The sequence below is a fragment of the Bryocella elongata genome (assembly GCF_900108185.1).
Lineage (GTDB): Bacteria > Acidobacteriota > Terriglobia > Terriglobales > Acidobacteriaceae > Granulicella > Granulicella elongata.
The window spans coordinates 496,651-519,118 of record NZ_FNVA01000002.1; the positions used below are offsets into that span (position 1 = coordinate 496,651).

Annotated in this window: 17 protein-coding genes; 7 read left to right on the plus strand and 10 right to left on the minus strand. The window is 64.1% G+C overall.

Translation table 11 applies throughout. From position 1 onward, the window contains the following. The first annotated feature begins 145 nt into the window (after positions 1-145). Entirely contained in the window at positions 146-1,468 is a 1,323-nt protein-coding gene (locus tag C4S68_RS08380) for a penicillin-binding transpeptidase domain-containing protein (protein ID WP_103932590.1), read from the plus strand. A 168-nt stretch (positions 1,469-1,636) separates the two neighbouring features. Here the strand turns inward: C4S68_RS08380 and C4S68_RS08385 are convergent, their stop codons facing one another. Further along, positions 1,637-3,208, minus strand: a complete 1,572-nt coding sequence (locus tag C4S68_RS08385) for an outer membrane beta-barrel protein (RefSeq protein WP_146072077.1) — start codon at positions 3,206-3,208, stop codon at positions 1,637-1,639. Between the two features lie 233 nt (positions 3,209-3,441). Here C4S68_RS08385 and C4S68_RS08390 point away from each other — a divergent pair, with 233 nt between their 5' ends. Further along, positions 3,442-5,154: an NAD(P)H-hydrate dehydratase gene (locus C4S68_RS08390; protein ID WP_103932592.1), complete on the plus strand. Its 1,713-nt coding sequence runs from the start codon at positions 3,442-3,444 to the stop codon at positions 5,152-5,154. 14 nt (positions 5,155-5,168) lie between these two features. Beyond that, the gene (gene tsaE, locus C4S68_RS08395) at positions 5,169-5,630 is read left to right on the plus strand and encodes a tRNA (adenosine(37)-N6)-threonylcarbamoyltransferase complex ATPase subunit type 1 TsaE (RefSeq protein ID WP_103932593.1); all 462 of its coding nucleotides are present in this window, start codon (positions 5,169-5,171) and stop codon (positions 5,628-5,630) included. Positions 5,631-6,379: 749 nt separating this feature from the next. On the opposite strand, the gene C4S68_RS08400 is transcribed toward tsaE, so the two are convergent. The 7 genes from C4S68_RS08400 to C4S68_RS08430 form a co-directional block, all read right to left on the minus strand. Then, on the minus strand, positions 6,380-7,282 hold the full coding sequence (locus tag C4S68_RS08400) for a class I SAM-dependent methyltransferase (RefSeq protein WP_200821507.1): 903 nt from the start codon (positions 7,280-7,282) through the stop codon (positions 6,380-6,382). Between the two features lie 53 nt (positions 7,283-7,335). Further along, the gene (locus C4S68_RS08405) at positions 7,336-7,635 is read right to left on the minus strand and encodes a DUF59 domain-containing protein (protein ID WP_103932594.1); all 300 of its coding nucleotides are present in this window, start codon (positions 7,633-7,635) and stop codon (positions 7,336-7,338) included. Between the two features lie 13 nt (positions 7,636-7,648). Then, complete coding sequence (locus tag C4S68_RS08410) at positions 7,649-8,065, minus strand: hypothetical protein (RefSeq protein WP_103932595.1); 417 nt, start codon at positions 8,063-8,065, stop codon at positions 7,649-7,651. 56 nt (positions 8,066-8,121) lie between these two features. Beyond that, a complete protein-coding gene (locus tag C4S68_RS08415; protein ID WP_103932596.1) occupies positions 8,122-9,081 on the minus strand; it encodes a polyprenyl synthetase family protein in 960 nt (319 codons plus the stop codon). Positions 9,082-9,106: 25 nt separating this feature from the next. Next, positions 9,107-10,888 carry a glycosyltransferase family protein gene (locus tag C4S68_RS08420; RefSeq protein WP_103932597.1) on the minus strand — a complete coding sequence of 594 codons (1,782 nt, stop codon included), beginning with the start codon at positions 10,886-10,888 and terminating at the stop codon, positions 9,107-9,109. A 53-nt stretch (positions 10,889-10,941) separates the two neighbouring features. Next, the gene (locus tag C4S68_RS08425) at positions 10,942-13,881 is read right to left on the minus strand and encodes a penicillin acylase family protein (RefSeq protein WP_160115064.1); all 2,940 of its coding nucleotides are present in this window, start codon (positions 13,879-13,881) and stop codon (positions 10,942-10,944) included. A gap of 73 nt (positions 13,882-13,954) precedes the next feature. Next, complete coding sequence (locus C4S68_RS08430; protein WP_103932599.1) at positions 13,955-15,076, minus strand: CPBP family intramembrane glutamic endopeptidase; 1,122 nt, start codon at positions 15,074-15,076, stop codon at positions 13,955-13,957. A 162-nt stretch (positions 15,077-15,238) separates the two neighbouring features. Between C4S68_RS08430 and C4S68_RS08435 the strand changes: the two genes are divergently transcribed. From C4S68_RS08435 to C4S68_RS08445, 3 genes are all read left to right on the plus strand, one after another. Beyond that, on the plus strand, positions 15,239-16,249 hold the full coding sequence (locus tag C4S68_RS08435) for a DHH family phosphoesterase (RefSeq protein ID WP_103932600.1): 1,011 nt from the start codon (positions 15,239-15,241) through the stop codon (positions 16,247-16,249). A gap of 33 nt (positions 16,250-16,282) precedes the next feature. Beyond that, positions 16,283-16,942 (plus strand): CatA-like O-acetyltransferase, encoded by a 660-nt coding sequence (locus C4S68_RS08440; protein WP_103932601.1) that lies wholly within the window; start codon positions 16,283-16,285, stop codon positions 16,940-16,942. 130 nt (positions 16,943-17,072) lie between these two features. After that, positions 17,073-18,035, plus strand: coding sequence for a sugar-binding transcriptional regulator (locus tag C4S68_RS08445; protein ID WP_103932602.1), 963 nt, complete (start codon positions 17,073-17,075; stop codon positions 18,033-18,035). A gap of 26 nt (positions 18,036-18,061) precedes the next feature. On the opposite strand, the gene C4S68_RS08450 is transcribed toward C4S68_RS08445, so the two are convergent. Both C4S68_RS08450 and C4S68_RS08455 read right to left on the minus strand, forming a co-directional pair. Beyond that, positions 18,062-19,513, minus strand: a complete 1,452-nt coding sequence (locus C4S68_RS08450; RefSeq protein WP_103932603.1) for a hypothetical protein — start codon at positions 19,511-19,513, stop codon at positions 18,062-18,064. Next, on the minus strand, positions 19,510-21,432 hold the full coding sequence (locus C4S68_RS08455) for a glycoside hydrolase family 30 beta sandwich domain-containing protein (protein WP_103932604.1): 1,923 nt from the start codon (positions 21,430-21,432) through the stop codon (positions 19,510-19,512). The genes C4S68_RS08450 and C4S68_RS08455 overlap by 4 nt, the downstream gene beginning before the upstream one ends. Positions 21,433-21,617: 185 nt before the next feature. On the opposite strand from C4S68_RS08455, the gene C4S68_RS08460 reads away from it, so the two are divergent. After that, complete coding sequence (locus C4S68_RS08460; RefSeq protein WP_103932605.1) at positions 21,618-22,466, plus strand: sugar phosphate isomerase/epimerase family protein; 849 nt, start codon at positions 21,618-21,620, stop codon at positions 22,464-22,466. Positions 22,467-22,468: the final 2 nt, after the last annotated feature.

Consider the following 22,468-nt stretch of genomic DNA (forward strand, 5'->3'; position numbering starts at 1 on the left):
TTCCAGGAAGCTACAGCGCTGCAAGGAATGCGCCGATAAGTGGGGAGAGTTTCAACCTCACACCTTCAGGCGGAGGACGATTCGTCGTTCTCTGCCGCACCGGGAGGGTCTTTTTAGGCTCATGACACACCAGCCCTTTTCCAGAATGTTCCGGCGCCTCGCAACGGCAACCGCGCTGACGCTGCTTTCGGCGGCGACCGCCTTTGCCGGCACGACGGTACACCACCGCGCCGCGGCGAAGGAGCGCAGCTCCGGCCGGGTAAGCTCCCACGTGGCTCCCACGGCGCACTCACGCCACGCGGCTGCCGCGCATACGGCTGCTTCCCGCACTTCGAGGGTTCCTGCGGAGAGAGCTTCGGCGGGTCGCCGCACGGTGCATGGCCGTGCCGCTGCTGTCCCCGTCGTCACCCGGCGCCACTATTATGGCGAACGCTTCACGGCCTCCAGCTTCGCCGATACGTCCTCGGTCACGGCCGGGGACGTCACCGCCGGTGAGGATCCGGTGGTGCGCGCCGCAGCCATTGAGGCGCTCGGCAACATGAACGGCACCGTCGTCGCGATCGATCCCTCGAGCGGCCGGATTCTGGCGATGGTGAACCAGAAGCTGGCGCTGAGCTCTGGCGCGGAGCCCTGCTCGACCATCAAGGTCGCCGTGGCGCTCTCGGCGCTGAAGGAAGGCCTGGTCAAGGCCGATACCCCGGTGAATCTCGGCGGCCACTACTCGCTGGATCTCACCCATGCGCTCGCGAAGAGCGTGAACCTGTACTTCGAGGTGCTGGGGCGCGCGATGGGCTTCGAGCGCGTGAAGCACTACGCGAACCAGTTTGGCCTGGGCGAGCTGGCGGGCTACAACATCCCCGGCGAGCAGCTGGGAACCTATCCCGACAACGAGCTTCCGCAGGCGCAGGGTGGTGTGGGCCGCATGTGTTCCTTCGGCGAGAGCATCTCCATGACGCCGCTGCAGCTGGGCGCGCTGGTCTCGGCGATCGCCAACGGCGGCACGCTCTATTACCTCCAGCACCCCACCAGCCCGGACGAGCTGACCGCCTTTGAGCCCAAGGTGAAGCGGCTGCTCGACATCAAGGACGTCATTCCTGAGATCCTGCCCGGCATGCAGGGTGCGGTGAACTTCTCTAACGGGACTGCCCGTTCCCTGCGCGCCAACTTCCAGCAGTTCCCGGTCTTCGGCAAGACGGGCACGTGCTCCAACAACGGCACGCGCTTCGGATGGTTCGTGAGCTATGGCGATGCTCCCACCGGGCGCATCGTCACGGTGATCTTCCTCGAAGGCGGCAGGCCGACGTTTGGTCCCAAGGCTGCGGAGCTGACCGGAGAGTTCTATCGCGCGATGTACGAGAAGAACTACTTCGCTCCCAAGACCGAACCGGCGACGACGGCCTCCGGGGCGACGAACTCGGCATCGCGGACGGCAGCTGCGGCTCTGGCCGCTGCGCACCCGGGACGGTAGGGAAGAGCTTTTGGGGCAGCCGCTTCGCGGATAGCTTTCGCGATAGCGGCTACGCCGTTAGAGCGGAACGGATAGATTGCGATCTTTGGGTGTCCCGGGTCCGGACCTTCGGACACGGGTTTCCATTTCTGCGGGCAATCCTCAACTTCAACTGTCTACTGTCTGTTCCTACCAGGCTCCCTGCTTGCCTCCGTACGACCACACCATGCCCAGCGTGACGACATCCTGGTGGTTGGAGGGCGTATTGTTCGGTCCTTGCAGGAAGTACTTCGTGTTGGACCAGTCGCGCCTGTACTCGAGGAAGCCCACGAAACCATCCGCGAAGTTGTACTTGTAGGCGATCGTCGCTTCCTTCAACGCCTGCGAGGCGTTGGAGAAGAGCCCGTTGCGGTCGCTCAGGTACTCGCCTCGAATCGCCAGTGAAGCCCTGGGGTCGAACTGGTACTGCGCATAGGCAGCGCCACCGTCGACGTGCGACGGCGCCGCCGACTCGCCCGGTCCGGCGTTACGCCACTTGCGCGAGATGAAGTAGTCGCCCTCGCCAACGAGCAGCAGCTTCGGCGTCGCCTGGAAGGCAACGTAGTTGTCGATGATGTGGGTCCGGCCGTTCGGCGCAGGATTGATGGGGGTGTAGCACAGGCCCGGCTGCACGGGGAGCGTGCAGCTCGTGGACGCGACCGAATCCGGGTTTTCCTGCCCGAGATAGTAGTTCGAAGTCCACGAGATCTTCCTGGTCGGGGAGTAGGAGAAGCCGAAGAGCTCGTCCTTGAAGCTGTTGGTGGGCTCCGTCTGGTTGGTGCCGTTGACCATCCAGTAGTTGACGGAGAGCTTGTCGTTGAAGGCGTAGTTGGCGCGCAGACCCGCATGGTAGAAGGGCAGGAAGTTGAAGAAGAAGGCGCGGCTGTACTGCATCTGGTCCTTGGAGTAGTTGCCTTCGTAGCCGAGCGAACTGGCCCACTTGCCCACGTCCACGGTCACACCCTTGCCTGCCGGGATGACGTATCGTCCGTAGGCCTGGAAGAGGTTGCGCCAGAGGTCAGGGCGGCCCTCATTGGCCGGGCTGCCCTGAAGCGTTGCCGTCGCCTGGCCGTACTGGAGATCGAGCCGCAGGCCGTAGCGCCGTCCTGCTGCGAGGTCCGGAAGCAGCTCATACATCACGTCGGCCTGGTTGATCCCGTAGACGTCGTCCAGCACATCGTAGGCGTGCAGGTAGTTCACGCGGCCCACGGACTGGTTGGCGTTGTAGCCGATGTAGGTATCGATCAGCAGGTTGATCGTGGAGCCGTTGGGAAGCATCAGCAGCGAAGAGGCGGGTACCGAGCTGGCAGCGGTCTGAACGACGGGCGTTGCCGTGGCCGGTGCGGCAGCGGAGGCAACTGAGCTGCTTGTGCTTGCGGGGCCGGCGCTCGTGGGTGCGGCTGGCGCGGAAGCTGGCGCCGCCGTCGAGGCCGCCAGCACGGCCGGTGCAGCTGGCGCCACGGGGGCTCCCGCCGCATGTGCCCTCTCCGCCGCCAGCAGCGCCCTCACCTCGTTCAGGTCGGCCTGCATCTGGTCGATGCGGTGTTCGAGCACGCTGATCCGGTCCGGCTCGGACTGGGCGGCTGCCGGGGCCTGGGCCGCGGCTGTCAAACTCATGGCTGTCAGAGCGAGCAGCCCGGCGCTCAGAGCGCAGCGGCAGAAAAAGCTGTGCAGCTTCTGCTGCATCTCACATAAAGACAAGGTCATCGGCTGGGGGGACATGAAGCTCCTCGACGTCAACACAGTCGTCACAGTTCCCGTGTTCTATCGTCAGCAGGCGGGATCGGTGAAAGACTGTTCTCCGGAGTGACCTGTTTCAGATCACGCACCGGGCTGCGGCGCATGACCGCAGTGTCGATTACAGCAGCCAGTCCGCTAGGAAGCAGCTAAATTTTCGAGCTCAGAGAGCCCGGACGTACCCAAACCGCAACACCGACAAGCAAGGAAGCTCGAAGATGAAGATCCTCTCTGCCCAGGACATGGCCGCCGCCGACAAGCGCGCCGTCGAAGACGGTACCCCGGTAGCGACACTGATGCACAACGCAGGAGCGGCCGTGGCGAAGTTCTGCCTGCGTCGCTGGCCCCAGGCGGGAGACGGCGGGGGAGTCATCGTCGCGCTCTGCGGCAAAGGCAATAACGGCGGCGATGGCGTGGTTGCCGCGCAGGAACTCGCACGGGCGGGCCGGACCGTCCGCATCGCTCTCCTTGGAGCTGAGACTGACGTGAAGGGCGATGCCGCGGCTGTACTGGGCGCAGCCCGCAAGCCGGGCGGACCCGAGTTTGTCGCAATCTCCGACGAGTCCGAGTTGCGCGCGGCGCTCGCGGACGCGACCCTCGTCCTGGACGCCATCGTCGGCACCGGCTTCAAGCCGCCTCTCCGGGGACTCGCGGCTACGGCTCGCGACCTTGTCGCTGCCTCCAGCGTGCCTGTCGTTGCCGTGGACCTGCCGAGCGGCTGGGATGCCAACGCGACCACCTTGCGCCAGGGCTCGGCCGACGACCCCGCCTCGCAGCCCTTTCGCGCGGACGCGGTTGTCACCTTCGCCGCACCCAAGCTCGCGCATGTCTTTGGATTCCTGACGGTTGGCGGAAGCTCGAAGCCTGCCGACAACTTCGGTCCTGTCGTCGTTGCGGACATTGGGATTCCTGCCGCCGCCGTCCAGGCCTCCACGGGACTGTACTGGGGCGGATCCTCGAAGGCGATCTCCGAGGTCCCGCGCAGCATTGACGGCAACAAGGGACGGTTCGGCCACGTCCTGGTCGTTGGCGGAGCGCTGGGCAAGGCTGGGGCGCCGGCGATGGCCTCGCTCGCTGCGCTCCGTGCCGGAGCCGGGCTGGTCACCGCGGCTGTCCCGCGCGAGATTCTGCCGACAGTGGCCACCATCGCCCCGGAGCTGATGCTGACCCCGCTCGCGATGGCCTCCGACTTCGATGGGGCGGGTCTGGACTCGAGCCAGCTTCTCGGGGAGCCTCTGAAGGCCATGCTGATGGGAATCAACGTCCTGGCTGTCGGCCCGGGCCTTGGCCAGCAGGGCGAAACTCCTGAGTTCGTCCGCACGCTGCTGGAGCGAACCACCCTGCCGCTGGTGCTCGACGCCGATGGGCTCAATGCCATCGCCGCCGACATGGACAGCCTCCGCGAGGTTACGGAAGCTGCCCGCCGCGAGGGCAAGCCCCGCACGATCGTGCTCACGCCGCATCCCGGCGAGATGGCCCGCCTCACCGGCATGTCCGTTCGCGAGGTTGAGTCCGACCGCCTCGGCATCGCCCGGCGTTTCGTGCGCGAGTATGGTGTCACGCTGGTGCTCAAGGGCTGGCGGACGCTCATCGTCAGCCCCGGCGGCCGCATCGCCCTGAATACCAGCGGCAACCCAGCCATGTCCAAGGGGGGAAGCGGCGATATCCTGACAGGGATCGTCGCCGCGATGCTGGCGCAGTATGCCGTGGACAAAGACGGCGCCGTGCCCGATCTGAACCGCGTCGCGCAGGCCGTCGAAGCTGCGGTCTACCTGCACGGCCTCGGCGGCGACTTCGCGACCCTCTCCCAGGACGAACACACCGTGCTGGCAACAGATACGGTGAACCACCTCGCCAACGCCTTCCGGGCGCGACTGACCGACGAGGACGGCTTCACCTGGATTACCGGCCTCGCCGGACGTAATCGCTGAAAGGAACCCCAAGCATGACGCCTTACACGCGCGAGAAGCGCCTGCGGACCCGCAGTGTCGCAGGAACCCACGCGCTCGCCGAGACCATTACCGAGATCCTGCGCTCCACCGGCAAGGGGCCGCGGCTCGTCATTCTTACCGGCGAGCTGGGTACGGGCAAGACCACCCTGGTGCAGGGGATTGCCGCTACGCTGGGAGCATCGCAGGATGATGTCTCCAGCCCCACCTTCACGCTGCTGCACGAATATCCCACCACGAAGGCGCCGCTCGCCCACCTCGACCTTTACCGGCTGGAGAGCGACCGCGAGCTGGAGGGCATTGGCCTGTGGGACCTCGCCAGCCGCAGCGAAGATTCGCTGATCCTGGTCGAGTGGGGAGAGCGGTTTCCGTCGGTTGTGGAGCGCGCTGACGCGGAGATCACGATCAGCCATGGAGAAAACGACACCGAGCGGCTCTTCCTGGTTCGGTGGCGCTGAGAAAGCTTCCAACGAACTGAATTCTCTCTCAGGCTCTGAATGCTGGTCCCGGGAAAGTTAGTTTGAGGTGGCAAACGGATCTGAATAAGCTAAGTCCGTACCCGGATGGGCATTTGCGACTGCGCATTTCTCTTCTGGAGGCATCCTCGGTCTTAAACAGCGAAGGCCCTGTCATGAGACAGGGCCTTCGTTGCGATCGTATTTGTTTCGTTGGGCTTACAGGGTGCGCCAGTTGGAGTTGGTGCGAGCGCGGATGCCGATGAAGCTGGGAACGAAAACGGTAGCTGCGGAAAAGAAGGCGATAGCAAGGGTATACATACGTGTTTCTCCTTTGGCGCGCGCAATGTGCGTCGGCGCCGAACCCATTCAGGGGTGGTAGTTAGGTGTCTTCAGCGCGGGCGGTTCTGAGGTCTTGACTCAGCCGTCTACACACACTGGCTCATTTTGTGGGTTCTGGATCGTGTGGCGCGTCCCCGATCGCGGGTCGCAGCGCACTATCTTCAGCTTTGAAGCCCAGATCCCTCGTACTAATAAGATCGTCCAATTGAAGGAAAGATTCAACTGTAATCGACCAACTTGACCGATATCCGAACTTCTTTTTTCAGATTTCCGGCCAAACTCAAACATCGTACATAAGCCAGTACGGAGCCCTCTGCGAGAAGGTTCCCTGCCCAGAAAGAAATTTTCGTATTTCTTTGTAACTTGTAATTCACACGCGTTGTTACACAGGCAGGCGGGGCGTAGTCGTGCTACGACTTTGCGCGCCGGCTGGCCAGTTTCGCCGGGCTCTTCCTGGCTGCAGCCTTTTTGGCCGGTGCTTTCCGGGCCACAGCCTTCTTTGCGGCGGCCTTCTTTGTGCCAGCAGCGGTCTTCTTCGCTGCTGCTGGCTTCCGGGCAGCTGTTTTCTTCAACGGCGCTGCCTTCGGGGTTTCGGGTTGTCCGACGAAGCGGTAGATCGCGCACAGCTCATCGCCCGTCGAGCCATATTCCTTCTGCTGGGCGATCTCTGCCATGTCGGCCTTGTGGTCCTCCGGTGACATGGGCACGTTGCCGAACCACACCCGCTCGAAGGAAGGATGCTTGTCCAGCCAGGCGTCGTGCTCGGTGTTGGCGTAGATCAGGTCGAACGGGTGGGGGTGCTCGGCGAGCGTCCGCTCCACGTGCGCCACGAACCGCTTCAGCATCGGCAGCTCAAAGGGATGGAAGAGAAACGCGAGCGACGCGCCTACAGGAAGGGGATGCTTGGTCGCATCGTCCTGCACCAGCTTCAGGGGCGAAAGCTCATCGTTCTCGGGATGCTGTTCGAACTTCGCGATGTTGGCCTCTGCGACACGAGCCAGCCTGGGGCTGAGCTCGATGCCTTCCACGCGCAGGAACGGATACTGCGAGGCCACCAGCATGGCCCGGCCCTTGCCCGCACCCACGTCCAGAAACACGGTGTGCTCGATCTCGTTTTCCGGCTCGGTGCGCGTCAGCCAGATGTCCAGCAGAGTGTGCAGGATGCTGGGAGCGATGCCGTAGTAGGCGGTCAGCTCCTCGACGACAGCCCCGGTACCGCGTGCGATCACCTGACCGGTCAGCAGGCCGGAGGTATCCGTCCCGAACTTGCGATCGAACGGATGCATGACGGGAGTGGAGGCAGGCTGCTTCACCTCTCCCACGATACACATGGAGTCTGTGGCTTAAGCGGGTTTGACAGCCGCCGTTACAGGATCGGGAAAAGTGCCGGCAATAACGTCACTTGGCTGCGGCTGATGGCTTCGATTCCGGCGAGCCGATTCTCGATCTGGGCGACCAGTTGCGCATTCTGGGCCTCGTCGCTCCCCGGTGCGGTGATGGACACATGCGCGATGAACTTCTGCGGGACGCCAGGGATGCCGGAGCCAGGTGCCTCGAGGTCGCGCGTGACCTCCACGCCGCGCACCATCTTCAAGTCGACGATGTTGCGGCGCAGGACGGGGTGGAAGCAGTCGCGGAGCGCATTGAGCAGGGCTACTTCGTTCATGGTCTGCGCGTGGCTACTGTGCTGTGGTGTCGAGGTGGAACTGCACGCAGCCGTTCAGGTGGCGCTCGCTGCGGTTCTTCCACGTGATGTCATTGCCGGGGTGCAGCTTGCCCTGGCGATAGAACTGGAGCCAGGTCTGGCAGCCCTTCACGTCGGTGGTGGCGGCCTCGGCGGGAGCGGCGGCGATCCTGGCCTGGAGAGCTTTCATCGCGGGAAGGAACTGATCGTCCGGAGCGTCGCGCAGATCCACGGCGAGGTCGAAGGCCGTCCACGCCGGGGTATTCACGCGGGCAGCCGTGTTCACCACCGGAGCAGGAGCTGCGGGGATGGCCTGTTGATCGGACTTCACGCGGTGATACCGCACGACGTTCCACACAAACAGACCGAGGATGACAGCAAGAAGGATGAAGTGACGCGGACGCAGGGACATAAGGGCCAGTGAGTAGAGGGCAGTGAATAGTGAGTAGTGAGTCGTGAAGAAAGGCGCTAGTGTTTGCGTTCGACCAGGTATTGCGCCAGGGCTTTGAGCGGGGCAGCGGACTGGCCGTAGGGCTCGAGGGCGGCGAAGGCGTCCGCGATGTAGCTGGCGGCGTCTTTCTCGGACTGCTCCAGACCGTAGACGGCGGGCCAGGTGGCCTTGTCGCTGGCGGTGTCCTTGCCGGCGGTCTTACCGAGCTGTTCGGAGCTCTGGGTTACGTCGAGGATGTCGTCGACGATCTGGAAGGCGAGGCCCGCGTTTTCGCCGAAGCTCCGCAGGGCGGCGATGACGTCCTTGGGACTTGCTGCGAGCGTCGCGGAGCTGTCCGGTTGCGCGAGCAGGTCGCCGAGCCCGAGGATGCCGCCGCAGACGATGGAGGTGGTGATGAGCGCACCGGTCTTCGCGCGGTGGATGCGCTCGACGAGCTCGGCGGTGGGCTTCTGGCCTTCGCCTTCGATGTCCATGACCTGGCCGCCGATCATGCCGGAGGGAAGGCCGGTGTCCATACCCACGCCGGTGCCGATGGCGAAGGAGAACTCGCGGATGATGTCGATGAGCGTGGCCGGCTGCGCTGCAATCTGCGAGAGCGTCTGGAAGGCGAGTGTCTGCAGGGCGTCGCCAGCGAGGATGGCGATGGCCTCGCCGAAGGCGACGTGGCAGGTGGGCATGCCGCGGCGGAGGTCGTCATTGTCGAGCGCGGGCAGATCGTCGTGGATGAGCGAGTAGGTGTGCACCATCTCCAGCGCGGCGCCGAGCTCGTCGGCACCCGGGACTTCGCGACCGGCGACCATCTTCGCGGCTTCCATCGCGAGGATGGGGCGCAGGCGCTTGCCGCCCGCGAAGGTGGAGTGCCGCATGGCGCGGTGGATGGAGTGGGGAAGGGTATTGGCGGAGGGCAGAAGCCGCTCCAGCGCAGCGTCCGTAACGACGACGCCGTTCTTCAGGATTTGCTGGACATCAACGTTCATAGAAGGGTCGATCGTAAACGCACGATCAATCCCTCATTCTACGCGAGCGCCACCATGGCAGTCCCGAGGCCAATCCAAGGATAGCGAGGCCTGCAAGGCTGAGCGCGAGTCCGAGGTTGTGGTCCGGGGTGCGATGCCAGCGCACATCGATGGTCGAGTCTCCGGCGGGGAGCGCGATGGCCAGCAGGCCATCGTCGCGCTGGTATGGCTTCGGCGTCTCCAGGCTCAGGCTATCCGGACCCGTTCGCGTGACCTCCCACGCGGGGTAGTCGCGCAGGTTGAGAATCAGCACCCGGGGCATTGCCAGATGCAGGTTCAGATGCAATGGAGCGTTCGCGGAGACGGTCTGCGCGTCGTCGAGGTCGTTGGGATCGAAGTTGGGATCGACCTGGACGGGGTTGGGTTGGGTGCCGGGGGCGGGAACGTTGGGGTCGTGGAGATCGCCGGCCAGCCAGTAGGCGGGGTTGGTGGTGCGCAGGGAGTCGTTGTCGGCGGTGCGGGGCGTGTACTCGTCGGTGGGCTGCATGCCGTGATGCGAGGCGAGCAGAGCCGCGCGGGCAGAGGGAAGGTCGTCCGTGTCGCAGGCCTGGCGGTAGAGGTGGTTTGCGGTTGCGCTCATGCCGAGCGTGAAGAGGATGCTGAGGAGGGCGGAGGTGCGGAGCGAGAGCTTGTTTCGCGGTAGAGCGAGCGCGACGGCGAGGCCAAGCATGACGCCTTCGAGCGAGAGCAGACGCCAGGGGAACTGCAGGAAGGCGAGCTTCGGCAGCAGATGCCAGACGAAGAGCGATACAGGAGTCAGCAGGAAGAGCAGGATCGCTGTAGTCACGGCCAGCACGGAGAGCAGCGGACGGCGATGCTCTGAAGCGATGCGATCGCGCCTCATCCACGCGACGGCAAGGAGTACCGCCGTCCCAGTCATCAGCACCACGGCGATCATGCTGGCTGTGTGCAGGACCATGTTGTGGCCGGCATCGCTGGTGTGGCCGAAGAGGAAGCTGTCTTCGACGCGCATGTTGGGCAGCGTGGCCATTGCAATCTGCACCCAGCGCTGCTCGTAGGCTGCGGGGACGAGATAGAAGCCGACCAGCAGGATGCCGGTGATTGGTCCGGCGGTCGCAAGGAGGGCACGCTTCGCGAGGTCTTTCGCGTGGTCCGGCTGGGTGCGGGTCTGATGCCATTGCGTCGCAAGCGAGAGCGCCACGATCAGAGCGAAGCCATAGCTGCCGATGACAGCGGCCGGGGCGTTCGTGAGCCAGAGCAACGCAAGAGGAATTGCGATGGATGCGGGCCTTGCTCGGGCATTCAGTGCGGCCATCACGATTAGCGGCATCCAGGCGGCGGCCAGCAGCTCGGCGTAGGCGGTGCGCTCGAAGCCGGTGAAGAGGATGTAGGGATTGGCCAGGTAGATGGCGCTTGCCAGCAGCGCGGCTGGAGTTGAAGCGAAGGGCCGTGCGAGGAAGTACATCGAGAGGCCCGCGCCGGTGAGCGCGAGCCAGGTGAAGACGATGGGGACGGCATTGAGCGGCAGAGCCATGGTAAGCAGCGCGCCGAGCATCCACGAGAGTGGCGGATAGAAGACGAAGCGGGGCTCGCCTGCGTTCCAGGCGGCCGTGAAGGCCCATTGCGGATAGAGCGTGCCGTGGCGCATCTGTTGGGCCGCGTCGAGCCAGCTTTCGAGGTGAAACTCGAAGTCGTGGCCGCAGGAGCAACCATGCACCACGAGTGGATGCACGGCGAGGAAGGCGAACAGGGGGACGAGCAGCCACGCGAATCGTTGGGCGCGGGTTGGGGATTCGCTGCTGCTCATCAGGCGGCTCCGCTGGACTTCATGCTGCGCCTATTCTTGCATCGCGGGCCGGGCTATGGTTCCAGCTTGAGCGTGTGCTCGACCTTCGGATGCTGGAGCGCGAGCGGGAAGCTTTCGCCGACGAGCCAGGAGTGGAACTGGTCGAGGTACCAGGGGCTGGCGGGGCTGCCGCTTTGTCCGGTCGTGATGTTGCCCAGCGTTGCGTCGCTGTCCTTCAGGTCGGCGTCGAAGCGCTCGCTGGGACCGAAGTGCAGTCCGCTGGCGCGGACTGTCGTCGCATCGCCGCGTACCGGCTGCAGGCCGGAGCCGGTCGCTACGCCCAGCAGGCGGCTCATGATCGTATGGCTTCCGAAGACCGGGTGCGCGATCTCGGTGGAGTGATACTGCGCGAGCTTCCAGCGATTGAGGTCATGCGGTGCGCCTGCCTCGCGCAGCGCGCGGTCCACCGAGACTGCCAGCAGGTCGTTCCAGCTGGCAAAGTTCTTGGGCAGCCAGCGCGCGGGCTGGCGAGCCAGCAGCATCTCCAGCGCCGTGGTCTTCTCTGCCCACAGGTAGAGCTTTGCGCCCTCACGAGCTGCGCTGCTATCAGCCTTCACGTGGTCATGCTCGGCGATCTTCGCGGTCAGCAGCACCGGCCACAGCACGTCGCGCGTCGCGAGGACGATGGCTGCGGCGGGCGAGTCCGGGTCCATGTGCCCGTCCCAGCGGCGCAGGAGCTCGGCGGCCTGCTTCATACGGTCGCGGTCATGCACCGCGGTGGTGTGGTCGATTGCGTAGGCGAGCTTCTGGGCCACCGTCCGGTCCAGGTCCGAATAGTCGTCGTTCTGGATCGCGAGCATGTCCGCCGGTGTCAGGCCCTGCCGGTCCTTCAGCAGCGTCGTGATGCGCTCGACGCGATAGGCGTCGACCCAGTCGCCGGATAGGAAGAATGGGTAGTCGTCCGGCGTGACGCGGGCGTTCGCCGTGGCGAGGTAGCCGGTCGTGGGGTCGGTCACCGAGGGCAGCTTGTCGTAGGGCACGTAGCCGGACCATGCCTGTCCTGGGTCGAGGGCATCGACGGGCTTGTACGCGATGGCCGAGCCGATGGTGTAGTCGATGCCGGGCTTGGGCGCGACGTGTTCGGGCGACGCTCCGGTCGAAGGCGGAGCCATCTGCGGTGCGGTGTCGCTGCCGTCTTCGCTATCGTCGGCTTCGGCCTCTTCGTCGGCGGGAAGCGCACCGTTGTTGTCGAGGTTCAATGGCGAGGTCATGGGCTGTTGAATATCGCGCGGATGTTGCATTGCGGGCCCGCGTACGGGGATGCGACCCAGCGCGTGATAGCCAATGTGCCCCGCGTCATCTCCCCAGACTGCACTCAGCGTCGGGCCGCCGAAGTTGCCAAAGGCCGCTACGAGCTGCGTGCCATTGGCTGCGGTGTCCATCGCCAGGCCGGGAATCTGGAGCGCCTGTGGGTCGTAGGCTGTCCAGGCCAGCGAGAGCATGCGCTTTTCGCCGGGGAAGATCGGGCTGATGATGGGCGTTGCCATCGTTCCGCTGCCCAGGGGAGCTTCGGTCAGCAGCACATCGAGCTTCACATCACGCCCGCCGCGCACGCGGATCAGTTCATGACGATGCGCGACAGGGGCCCACGAACCGTCCACGCGCTGGAACTCCATCCTGTCGCCTGTGCCGCGGGTGTGTTCGATGCGGACATCCTGCACATCGCCGAGCATGGCGGTGAAACCCCAGGCCACATGGGCGTTGCGGCCGACGATCACGAACGGCACTCCCGGCAGCGTGAAGCCTGCGACGTCGAGCGAAGATTCAGGCTGATCGAGTGCCTTTACGTGCAGCCCGGCCTCGTACCAGATGTCCGGCGCGGTGAGGCCGAGGTGCATGTCGTTGGAGACGAGCGGCGCGCCGGAGGCCGAGCGCGAGCCTGCCACCACCCAGTTGTTGGAGCCCGAACGGCAGTCCTCGCAGGCCGCCTGTTCGAAGTTTTCGGCGACGCGCACGATGTCGCGGGGAGTTGCCGATGGCATGTTGGGTTGCTGGAGAAGGCTCTGGGTCTTGTCGAGGGGGACCTGCTCGATCTCTTCGTGTTGTTGGGTGAGGTCGGGCTGCGGCTGCGAGGGAGGGCGGTCGCGCCAGGATCCCACGGGGTAGAGATCGCCGAGCAGTTGTGCGGGAAGATGCTGCGCGAGCGCTTCACGCGCGATCTTCGTGGGGAAGCTGGTGGCGAGGTCCTGCCACATGCACAGGACCACCAGCATGGAGTCGCGCGGTGTCCATGGGGCGGGCTTGTAGTGCAGCGCGGCGAATTCCACGGGCAGCCGGTCGGCGTGGCTGTCGAGGTAGGCGTTGACGCCCTTCGCGTAGACCTCGAGCTGATGGCGCTGGTCTGGAGGAAGAGCCGCTACGGCGCGCTCGGCTGCGGCACCGAGTTGCAGGATGCGCTGGCTGCGGTCGTGGTCGACGAGCGCCGGGCCGAGGATCTCTGCGAGCTCGCCGGCACCATGGCGGCGCAGGGCGTCCATCTGCCACATGCGGTCCTGGGCGGTGACGTAGCCTTGCGCGAAGAGCACATCGTCGAGGCTCTGGGCCTGGAGGGAAGGCACACCGTGGGGGTCGCGCGTGATGATGACTTCGCCGCCGAGGCCTGTGGCCTGCAACTGGCCGTCCAGCTCTGGTAAAGACGTGTGCAGACGATGCCGCAGATACAGCACGCTGCCGCTCAGCAGGACGACGATCAACAGCAGGAGCGCGGCGGTGGAGAGGCCAATGAGTTTTAGCCGGCGGGTTCGGCCGGGACGGTCGTCCTCGCGCTGATTGCGGGCCTGGCGGAGGCGCAGCTCGGAGAGCCGCGAAAAGAGGCCGCGATGTTCGGGGAGTAGGTCGCGATCGTCGCGACGAGCCTGCAGCTCTTCGCGCAGAGAGCGCGTGACGAGCCGGGGCTCGCGGGACGCGGTGTCGTCGCGGGAGGGATGTCTGGGATCGTTAGGGTTCAGGCTCATGCGCTCAGTACTGATGTTAAGCGATGGGGCTGTGAAGCCCATTGCCACGAATGGGGGCGATGACGTTATACCGCTAAAAGATAAGTGGCATATCTTCAGAGCGTTCGGACGCATGTCGATACGACCCAGGCTCTGCCTCGAGGGGCGGCTGCACGCCGGGCTTCGCCATGCGAATGGCGAGGAGCACCAGCAGCATGACTGGAATGACGAAGACGCTGCCTTCGGGGCCATCGGAGCCGCCGGAGAGGAGCACCTTGCCCACCGGATGGGTGTTGAAGAGTCGGCCATAGCTGAGGTTGCCGGAGTCCGGCACGCCCCACAGAAAGCTCTGGGCCCAGTCCCACGCCATGTGGAAGCCGATGCCCCACCACAGGCTGCCGGTCCGCCACAAGGCGTAGCTGAAGACGATTCCGGCCACGAAGACCATCAGGAGGCCCATCACGTTCTCTCCGCCGTTGCCGAGGTGCAGGCAAGCGAAGATCAGCGACATGACCGTGGCCGCGCACCAGAAGGCCACGAAGCGCTGCTTCGGCTCCGGTCCGCCGCCGATGCCGAAGAAGCCCCGCGTGAGCGTGAACTGCAGGTATCCGCGTGTGAGGTACTCCTCCAGGAACCCGACGAAGAGGAACATGATGAGCCACTCAACGCCGAAGCGGACGATGGCGATTCCGTGGATCGCCATGCCGTCGAAGACGAGCAGATGCATGGCCCGCAGGATGCCGACGAGCGCGCTCAGAGACACCAGGCCCCAGAAGGCTCCGGGGAGAAGATCGGCAATTCGCGAACCGCTGATGCCGAAGACCCGCATGCGGCGGCGCTCGATCTTTGCCATGGCGAAGGTGGCCAGGGCGATTCCGCCAAACTGGAAGGCCTCGGTCAACGCGGCATAGCCCGGCTTCAGGTCAGAGGGTTCATGCTTCGGGGCAGGACGCCCGGTCTTCTTGGCCACCGCGGCTTCGTGCTGGCGCTCGACCATCTTGCCCCACTGGCCCGAGGCTCCGACGGCCGCCAGGCTCGCCAGAAAGATGGCCGCGACGGCCAGCACAGAGAAGATCAGGGCGCTCCAGCCCGCGCGGAGTCCAAACGGCCCGAGCAGCACGCTGTGCTTCGGCGCTGTATACGTGACCGCTTGTGCGGCCTTCGGGCTGTTGTATTCCGACGGTGACACAGGCTGGTTCTCGTTCTGGCTTTCCATGGACACTCCGTTGATTCTTTACAGGAGAGCATACGTGTCTGCGGGCCTTGGGGTTCCGCAAGACGTTTTCCGTCGCACTGCCTGCACTATTCTTGAAGAGGCAGCCGCGGCTTGTGTGCGGAGCCCACCGTAAGTTTGCGTACCCCGTCAGGAAGGTCCCACTTGAACTGCCGCGTCTTCTATCACGATCGCTGTTTCGACGGCGCATGCTCCGCTTCGCTCTTCACGCGCTTTCACCGCGAGTGCATCGGTACGGTCGACAGCTTCGAGTACCAGGGGCTGGTGCACCGCGCCGGTTCTCTGATGGAGGAGGGCTGGTTCGCGACCGAGGGCGAAAACGCCATCGTCGATTTCAAGTATTCGGCCTCGCCGCGGCTCACCTGGTGGTTCGACCACCACCAGTCCGCGTTCCTCGATGCCGCCGACGAAGCCCACTTCCGCGCCGGTCAGCTCAACCCGGACGGCACACCCGGACCGCTGGCGATGCGCCAGTTCTTCGACCCGCTCTACATCAGCTGCACAGGCTTCCTCTCGCACATTGCGAGCACAAAGTTCGGCATGGACATCGCGCCGCTGAAGGAGCTCATCCATTGGGCCAACATCGTCGATGGAGCGAAGTACGAGAGCGCCGAGGCTGCTGTGGGCATGCGCGAAGCCGCGATGAAGCTCACCATGGTGATCGAGAGCGCGAGTGATGCGGATGGGAAGTCGATCACGAAGCGCATCATCCCGCTGCTTACCGAGATGAGTCTCGACGATGTGCTGGCGCAGCCCTTCATTCAGGCCGAGCTGGGACCTCTGCTCGACCGCCACTGGCAGGGCCTCGAGCTTATCCGCGAGCGCGCCCAGCTTGACCGCGGCGTCATCACCTTCGACATCACCGACCAGCCGACCGAGGGCTACAGCAAGTTCATCCCGTATTACCTTTATCCCGAGGCGACCTATGTCGTGGGCCTCTCGAAGTCGAGCTTCCGCTGCAAGGTCTCTGTCGGCACCAACCCGTGGACGAAGAAGCCCGCCAGCGAGCTGGTGAATCTCGCGGCGATCTGCGAGCGTTACGGAGGCGGCGGCCACGCAAGGGTCGGCGCCATCAGCTTCCCCGTGGAGCAGGAAGCCGAGGCCCGCAAAGCCACCGCGGAGATCGTCGCCGAACTGCGCGCGACAGATCGGTAGAGCCGCGCCAACATCCAGAAAAGCAGAGGTCCGATGGAACAGGGAAACCGTCGCAAGATCGATCTGGCCACGTGGCCGCGCACCACAATCTTCAACTTCTTCAAGGAATTTACTGAGCCCTATCACGGCGTCTGCCTGCGCCTGGACTGCACGGAGGCGTTTCGCTTCGCGAAGGCCAATCAGCTGTCGGTCTTTCTCACGATGGTCCATTGCTCCCTCGTGGCGTCGATGCGCGTGCAGAACTTTCGCACCCGCATTGAGGGCGAAGACGTATGGGAGTATGAGCGCATCAACGGCGGAAGCGCTGTGGGCCGGCCCAATGGCACGATCGGATTCGCCGACTACCCCTTCTTCGAGGACATCGAAGAGTTTGTGCGCGCAGGTTCGCTCGAAGTCGAGCGCGTGAAGGGGCGCACCGATCTCGAGCGCCACCCCTACACGAACCTCATCCGCTTCTCGACCCTGCCGTGGTTCGACTTCACGTCGATCTCCCACGCCCGCAACTTCGCGTTTGAAGACTCGGCGCCAAAGATCACCTTTGGCAAGATCACCGAGAGCGGAGGCCGAAGAACACTGCCGATTTCGATCCATGTGCACCACGCGCTGGTGGACGGCCTGCACGTGGGCGAGTTTGTCGAAGCCCTCCAGGATCGGTTCGACCATCCTTCCGCCCGATTCGATCCTTCGGCCTGATCTAGCTTGAAGGTCGCGTCCCGGAGCCCGGAACGCCAAACGCCTGCGTGGCGCAGGGCGGCGGACCTGCACCGTAGCTTTTGCGTTTCCGCCTCCACGAAACCGCTTACGCTGTGACAGAATCATCCCTATGCCTCATCTCGACGAGATGCGCCTGATGGCGAAGGTCGCGCGTATGTACTACGACCATGGCCTGCGCCAGAAAGAGATCACCGAGCGGCTGAGCATCCATCAGTCTACGGTGTCGCGCCTGCTCCAGCGCGCGCGCGAGGCCAACATCGTGCGCATCAGCGTCATGTCGCCTCCCGGCATCTTCAACGAAGAAGAGGACGCGCTCGAGAAGCGCTTCGGCCTCAAGGAAGCCATCGTGATCGAGACGCGCAACGACGACGAGCACCTCGTCAGCGACCTCGGCGCGGCCGCAGCGTTCTTCCTGCAGACCACCGTCAAGCCTGGTACGTTGATCGGCATCTCTTCGTGGAGCCGTGCGCTGTTTGCGATGGTGGAGTCCCTGCACAGCTCCGACTGCGGACGTGGTGGCAGCGTTGTGCAGATCCTGGGCGGCTTCGGCGCGGCCAGCGCGCAGCATCATGCGACGCACATTGCCCAGCGTCTCGCGGGGCTCATCGGAGCGAGCCCGGTGTTGCTGCAGGCGCCTGCGGTTGTGGGCTCGGCGGAGGCGCGCCGCGTGCTGATGAAGGATGCCAGCGTGCGCCAGGCCGCAGACCTCTTCCCGCGCCTCAACCTCGCGCTGGTCGGCATCGGATCGATGCATCCTTCACCGATCCTCGTCAGCTCCGGCAATGTCTTCTCGGCAGCCGAGATGCAGAACATGCGCGCCCAGGGCGCCGTCGGTGACATCTGTTTCCGCTTCTACGATGCTGCGGGCAAGGCGGTTCGCTCTGCGCTCAACAGCCGCGTCGTGGGCATCGAGCCGGAGACGTTGAAGAGCGTCGAGCGCGTGGTTGGCATCGCGGGCGGGCCGAAGAAGCTCGAAGCGATCCGCGCCGCGCTCGTCGGCCAGCGCATCAACGTGCTCATCACAGACGTGAACACGGCGCACAGCCTGCTGAAGGATCAACCTTCAGTCTAGGAGCCGCAACAACATTGCGAGCGCAACTAGTCGCGCGCCAGATGTAACGCGGTGTAAGGCTCAAGCCGCAACGTCGTCTGCGGATGCGTCACCTTGCCTGCCCACGCCAGCGTCGTGTCGGATGTTGCATCGATCGCCGGCGCGCTGAGCTTTTCCGACTGCCAGGGCTTGCCTGCAAGAATCTCCTTCGGCAGTCCGATCTCCACAACGCGATTGGACTTGTTGATCAGCGCGACATGCTGGATTCCCTTGGCATGCTTCGCCGCCCGCGCGGCGTACGCCCGCACGAGATTGTCGTCGCAGTCGAGCTTCACCTGCATCAGCGTCGCTCCCGCCAAGCGTTGTGCAAACTGCATCCCAGAGTATTCGGGCCTCGCAATGATGCCAGTACTCGGCGCTCCGACGATTGGCGAGTAAATTCCATTGCCGCCGCCATGCAGGTACACGCCGCCGAAGCCATAGCTCGCGAAGCGCAACATGGCATCGGCACACCACAATGCAGAGGCGAAGGTGTCGGAGACGCCGCGCTGACCGCCGTTCCAGCACGAGTTGCCTTCCGAGATGCGATAGGGAAGGCCCGTCTTCTTCATCGCGTCCTGGATGGTCGCTACGCCGCTCCACTTCATCGTGGTGGACTTCGGCTCCTCGCTTAGCAGGTTCGCAATCGTGGCATCGGGCCTGCCTGCGGGGCCCATCGCATAGTAATGCCCCGTGAGCATTACAACGTCCTTATGCTTCATCGCTACATCGGCAAAGGCAGTAAGGTAAGGCAGCTTGTTGGAGATATCCGGGCCAGCGAACTTCGCGTCCGGAACCTTCGCGACGATGGCTTCGCGGAACTCGCTCCACTCGCGGACGAAGTCCTCCGGCGTATAACTCGCCGGACGAAATCGGTTGCGAAAGCTATCTGGCTCGTTGCCGATCTGCAGCGCCACCAGCCGCGGTCCCAGGATGCGATGCGCGGCCATCGCCTCGTTCACGGCATTCTCTTTGGTGCCTTGTCCGAGGTTCAGCCCATAGAGGCAGCTCCAACCCGTCGCGTCGAGAAAGCCGCGCAGGTTCTCGAGCGCGCGCGCCGTGGTCACGGTGCCCTTCTTGTTGGTCTTGTCGGTATCGGGCCCGAAGACCTCGAAGGGTGTAGGCTCGGTCGGCGCAGCGTCGGAGTAGGTGGTGTACTCCGAGGTTCCACCACCGATGCGCAGCACGCCGCTGGGTGAAAGCTGGCGGAAGAGCTGCACCAGTTCCTTGTTCGACGGTGCGAAGAATGCCGGATTCGCCAGCTGCGCCGCCTCGTAGCTCAGTCCTGTGAAGTCTGTAGGAATCGTGAAGATGGGATCCGCGAATACGGCCAGCGTTGCATGCAACGGCGCGCTGGGGTCCTGTGCGTGGAGCATCGACGGGAGAGCCAGCGACGAAAGCGCCGCGCCCGATAGCTGAAGAAACTCCCTGCGATTGCGCGGCTTGTGATGGTGGCTCACTGCACGGCCTCCGTCGTCAGCGTCAGGATCTCCCCGGGAGCGATCACCAGTCGCTCGAGCGACGTGATTGTCTCCACCTGGTTGTCCGCGTAGGTGCTCGTGCGCTCCAGCGTGCGAAACACCGGCGCCTGCGCCCAGTCAAGGTGCAGCGTCGTGGGTTTTGTCGACCGGTTCATCACGACCAACGTCGCGGCATGGTCCGCACCCACAAACGCCGTTGCCATCACATCAGCATCGCCCGTTGCAACGTCAACGCGCTTCATGCCCTTACGCACGTGGCGGCTGAAGGCCCCCATCACACGCAACTGGAAGCTCGAGGCGACAGGCACATCTCCGTGCGTCCGGTCCGGCACCAGCAGCGAGCGCGATCCGCCAAACGTCGGCTGCTCCACGTCGAGCAACAGCCAGCAATACATCAAGGCTTCTGCATCCAGCTCGACCAGGTCCTTGTGATAGAGCTGTCCCACCTGGAACGCGAGGCGATACGAGGGCTCCTGCGCATTGCCATCGTTCAGGCAGATCTCGGTTGCAAGAAACGCCTTGTCCGGTGAGGCATCATGCAGCTTCTTCAAGCGGGCGTCATAGAGGTCGGGATTCGCGAGGAATCCCTGGTAGTCGTATTGGTGCGCGGTGACGTAATCCGTCGCCTTCCAGGCGGCCGCATCACGCTTCAGGTCATTCACGCGGCCAATCGCCATCGACACATACGGTGCATCCGCCATGTGGATCTGCGTGCTCGTGAAGCCTGCAGCATCGAGCTCGCGGCGCAGCGTGGTGGTCATCTTCGCGAAGATCTCGGGTGGCTGCTCCACTTCGTTCTGTACCCCGACGATCGCGGGCGCCGCACCCGTGTGGGCCTTCAGGGCTTTGCAATAGCCCACGACAATCTTTGCGTACACGTCGGGATCTGCGGCCTCGCGGACGTACCTGTTCCAGGCGTCCATCACCTCCGGCTGTCCCGGCGCAGGCTTCCACGGCACGATGGCCCACGTTGGCAGCGCCCACATCTCGTAGATCACCTCGCCGCCCAGAGCGAGCGCATGCTTGCTGTAGTCGAAGTCCGAGACCTCGCCGTTGGGGAAGTTGTCGCCGTAGTAATGCGGCGTTGCATCGGCGAGGGTGTCAATGTTGGAGAGATCGCGCTTGAGCTCCGTGCCCATCGGGTACTCACGATCGAGCAGCAGGTTGTAGCGCTTCATCATCTCCCAGTACTGCCGCTTGCCCGCAGCGCTGAGCCCTGCATACGCCGGCACGCTCGGGCTGCCGCCAAAGCCGAGCATCGTCTGCCGGTGCTCCTCGGGATGAACCGTCAGCGTGGCTTGTGCGATCTCGGGCTTCAGCAGATGTCCTGTCACTACGTCATGATGCGTGCGCGGCGCCCGGTACATCAGCTGGTGCCGCGTGAGATCGAAGACCAGGTGCGCCGTGAGAATCGTCTCGCCATTCAGCTGAACATTGACACTCAGATGCGAGTCCACCACGACGCGTAGCGAGCGAGCGGCGCCCGTATAGGCGCGCGATTCCTCCGCGATGGTCTTGCTCGGATACGTGCCTCCATCGCTCAGTGCCACGGAGTTGTAATAGCGTTCGTTCAGCCGAACCGTCGTTGGCGTCAGCGTCACCGTGAATCCGGCATGCGGACCGGTGAAGATCCATTCGAGCGAACCTCCGTCCGGGATCGGCGCATCCAGCTCCAGCGTTCTCGTGAAGAAGGCCGGCAGCGGCTCCGGAAAGTACACGCGCGCAATCTCGTCGGGCCTCGTCCAGCCCGGGCCCTTGGGGCCATCGGCGACGAATCGAAAGCTCTGCTGCGCCTCGGCAGCGGATGCGTGAAACGCGGGAACAGAGACAGCTACCTGCGCCAGAGATGGAAGCGCAGCCAGTGAGAGTGCAGAGAGGAGGAACGCATAACGCTTCATAGGAAGGGACGATCGAAGTTCGCTCGGTAGATGTGGAAGAACCACGGCAACGAGTCCTTGTTGCCGCGCCCGTCACGTGCACTTTGTACGTTTTAGTTTTGCGCATGTCAAATGCATCGCGAAGTTGAATTCAGCGCTGCCGAGCTTGCATGATAGGCAGAAGCGGAGACGCGGAAAGCAGACAGATGAAGACCATTGCAAATCTCTGGACCCTGATGGGCCACCCTATAGCGCAGGCGGAGTGGCCGTTGGAGTGGAAGCTGGACGCCATCGCCGAAGCCGGCTTCGATGGTGTCTGCTGGGGGCCGAGTGACGAGCTGACGCGGGGCGCAGCTGAGCGTGGCCTGATCTTCGTCGGAGGCATGGCCTCGGGGGATGCCGCTGCCTTTCCCGGGATCCTCGACGACCTGAAGCGCTCCGGCACGATAGACGTCAACGTGCAGCTCGCACATGATGAGACGTCCACAGAGGAAGCATTGCAGCTCACGCTGAGCCTTATGGAACTCGCTCATTCGTTGGGTCTGCGCCCTGCCATCGAGACGCATCGCGGGACCTGTACCGAGACACCCGAGAAGATGTACGCGCTCGCAGATGCCTACGAGCATGCGACCGGAGAGAAGTTGGACATCTCGTGGGACTTCTCGCATTTTGCCGTTGTCAAACACCTGCTGCCGCAGGACTTTGAGCGCCGCCTGCTGGTTCGACCCGACCTCATCCAGCAAAGCGTGCAGTTCCACTTTCGCCCCTTCAACGGTCATCACGTGCAGGTTCCGATCACGCGGCTCGATGGTTCGCTTACGGCCGAGGCTGAAGCCTGGCGGCCCTTCGGCAAGGCTGTGATGCGCTTGTGGCTGCAAGGCAATCACGACTCACGCCGCGAGATGTTCCTCTGCCCCGAGCTCGGCCCCGTTGAGGGAGGCTATGCGCTTGAGAGCTTCCCGAACAGCTGGGAGGATGCGAAGCGTCTCCGCGAAGAGATCGTTGCGATGTGGGACGAGGTCGTGGCTGAGGAGCCAGCGAGGAAGCCAGCTTAGAA

Bases quoted from the DNA above. Each gene is read 5' to 3' on its own strand.
- C4S68_RS08380 (WP_103932590.1), top strand. From the start codon at position 146: ATGTTCCGGCGCCTCGCAACGGCAACCGCGCTGACGCTGCTTTCGGCG.
- C4S68_RS08385 (WP_146072077.1), bottom strand. From the start codon at position 3,208: ATGTCCCCCCAGCCGATGACCTTGTCTTTATGTGAGATGCAGCAGAAG.
- C4S68_RS08390 (WP_103932592.1), top strand. From the start codon at position 3,442: ATGAAGATCCTCTCTGCCCAGGACATGGCCGCCGCCGACAAGCGCGCC.
- tsaE (WP_103932593.1), top strand. From the start codon at position 5,169: ATGACGCCTTACACGCGCGAGAAGCGCCTGCGGACCCGCAGTGTCGCA.
- C4S68_RS08405 (WP_103932594.1), bottom strand. From the start codon at position 7,635: ATGAACGAAGTAGCCCTGCTCAATGCGCTCCGCGACTGCTTCCACCCC.
- C4S68_RS08410 (WP_103932595.1), bottom strand. From the start codon at position 8,065: ATGTCCCTGCGTCCGCGTCACTTCATCCTTCTTGCTGTCATCCTCGGT.
- C4S68_RS08415 (WP_103932596.1), bottom strand. From the start codon at position 9,081: ATGAACGTTGATGTCCAGCAAATCCTGAAGAACGGCGTCGTCGTTACG.
- C4S68_RS08420 (WP_103932597.1), bottom strand. From the start codon at position 10,888: ATGAGCAGCAGCGAATCCCCAACCCGCGCCCAACGATTCGCGTGGCTG.
- C4S68_RS08425 (WP_160115064.1), bottom strand. From the start codon at position 13,881: ATGAGCCTGAACCCTAACGATCCCAGACATCCCTCCCGCGACGACACC.
- C4S68_RS08430 (WP_103932599.1), bottom strand. From the start codon at position 15,076: ATGGAAAGCCAGAACGAGAACCAGCCTGTGTCACCGTCGGAATACAAC.
- C4S68_RS08440 (WP_103932601.1), top strand. From the start codon at position 16,283: ATGGAACAGGGAAACCGTCGCAAGATCGATCTGGCCACGTGGCCGCGC.
- C4S68_RS08445 (WP_103932602.1), top strand. From the start codon at position 17,073: ATGCCTCATCTCGACGAGATGCGCCTGATGGCGAAGGTCGCGCGTATG.
- C4S68_RS08455 (WP_103932604.1), bottom strand. From the start codon at position 21,432: ATGAAGCGTTATGCGTTCCTCCTCTCTGCACTCTCACTGGCTGCGCTT.
- C4S68_RS08460 (WP_103932605.1), top strand. From the start codon at position 21,618: ATGAAGACCATTGCAAATCTCTGGACCCTGATGGGCCACCCTATAGCG.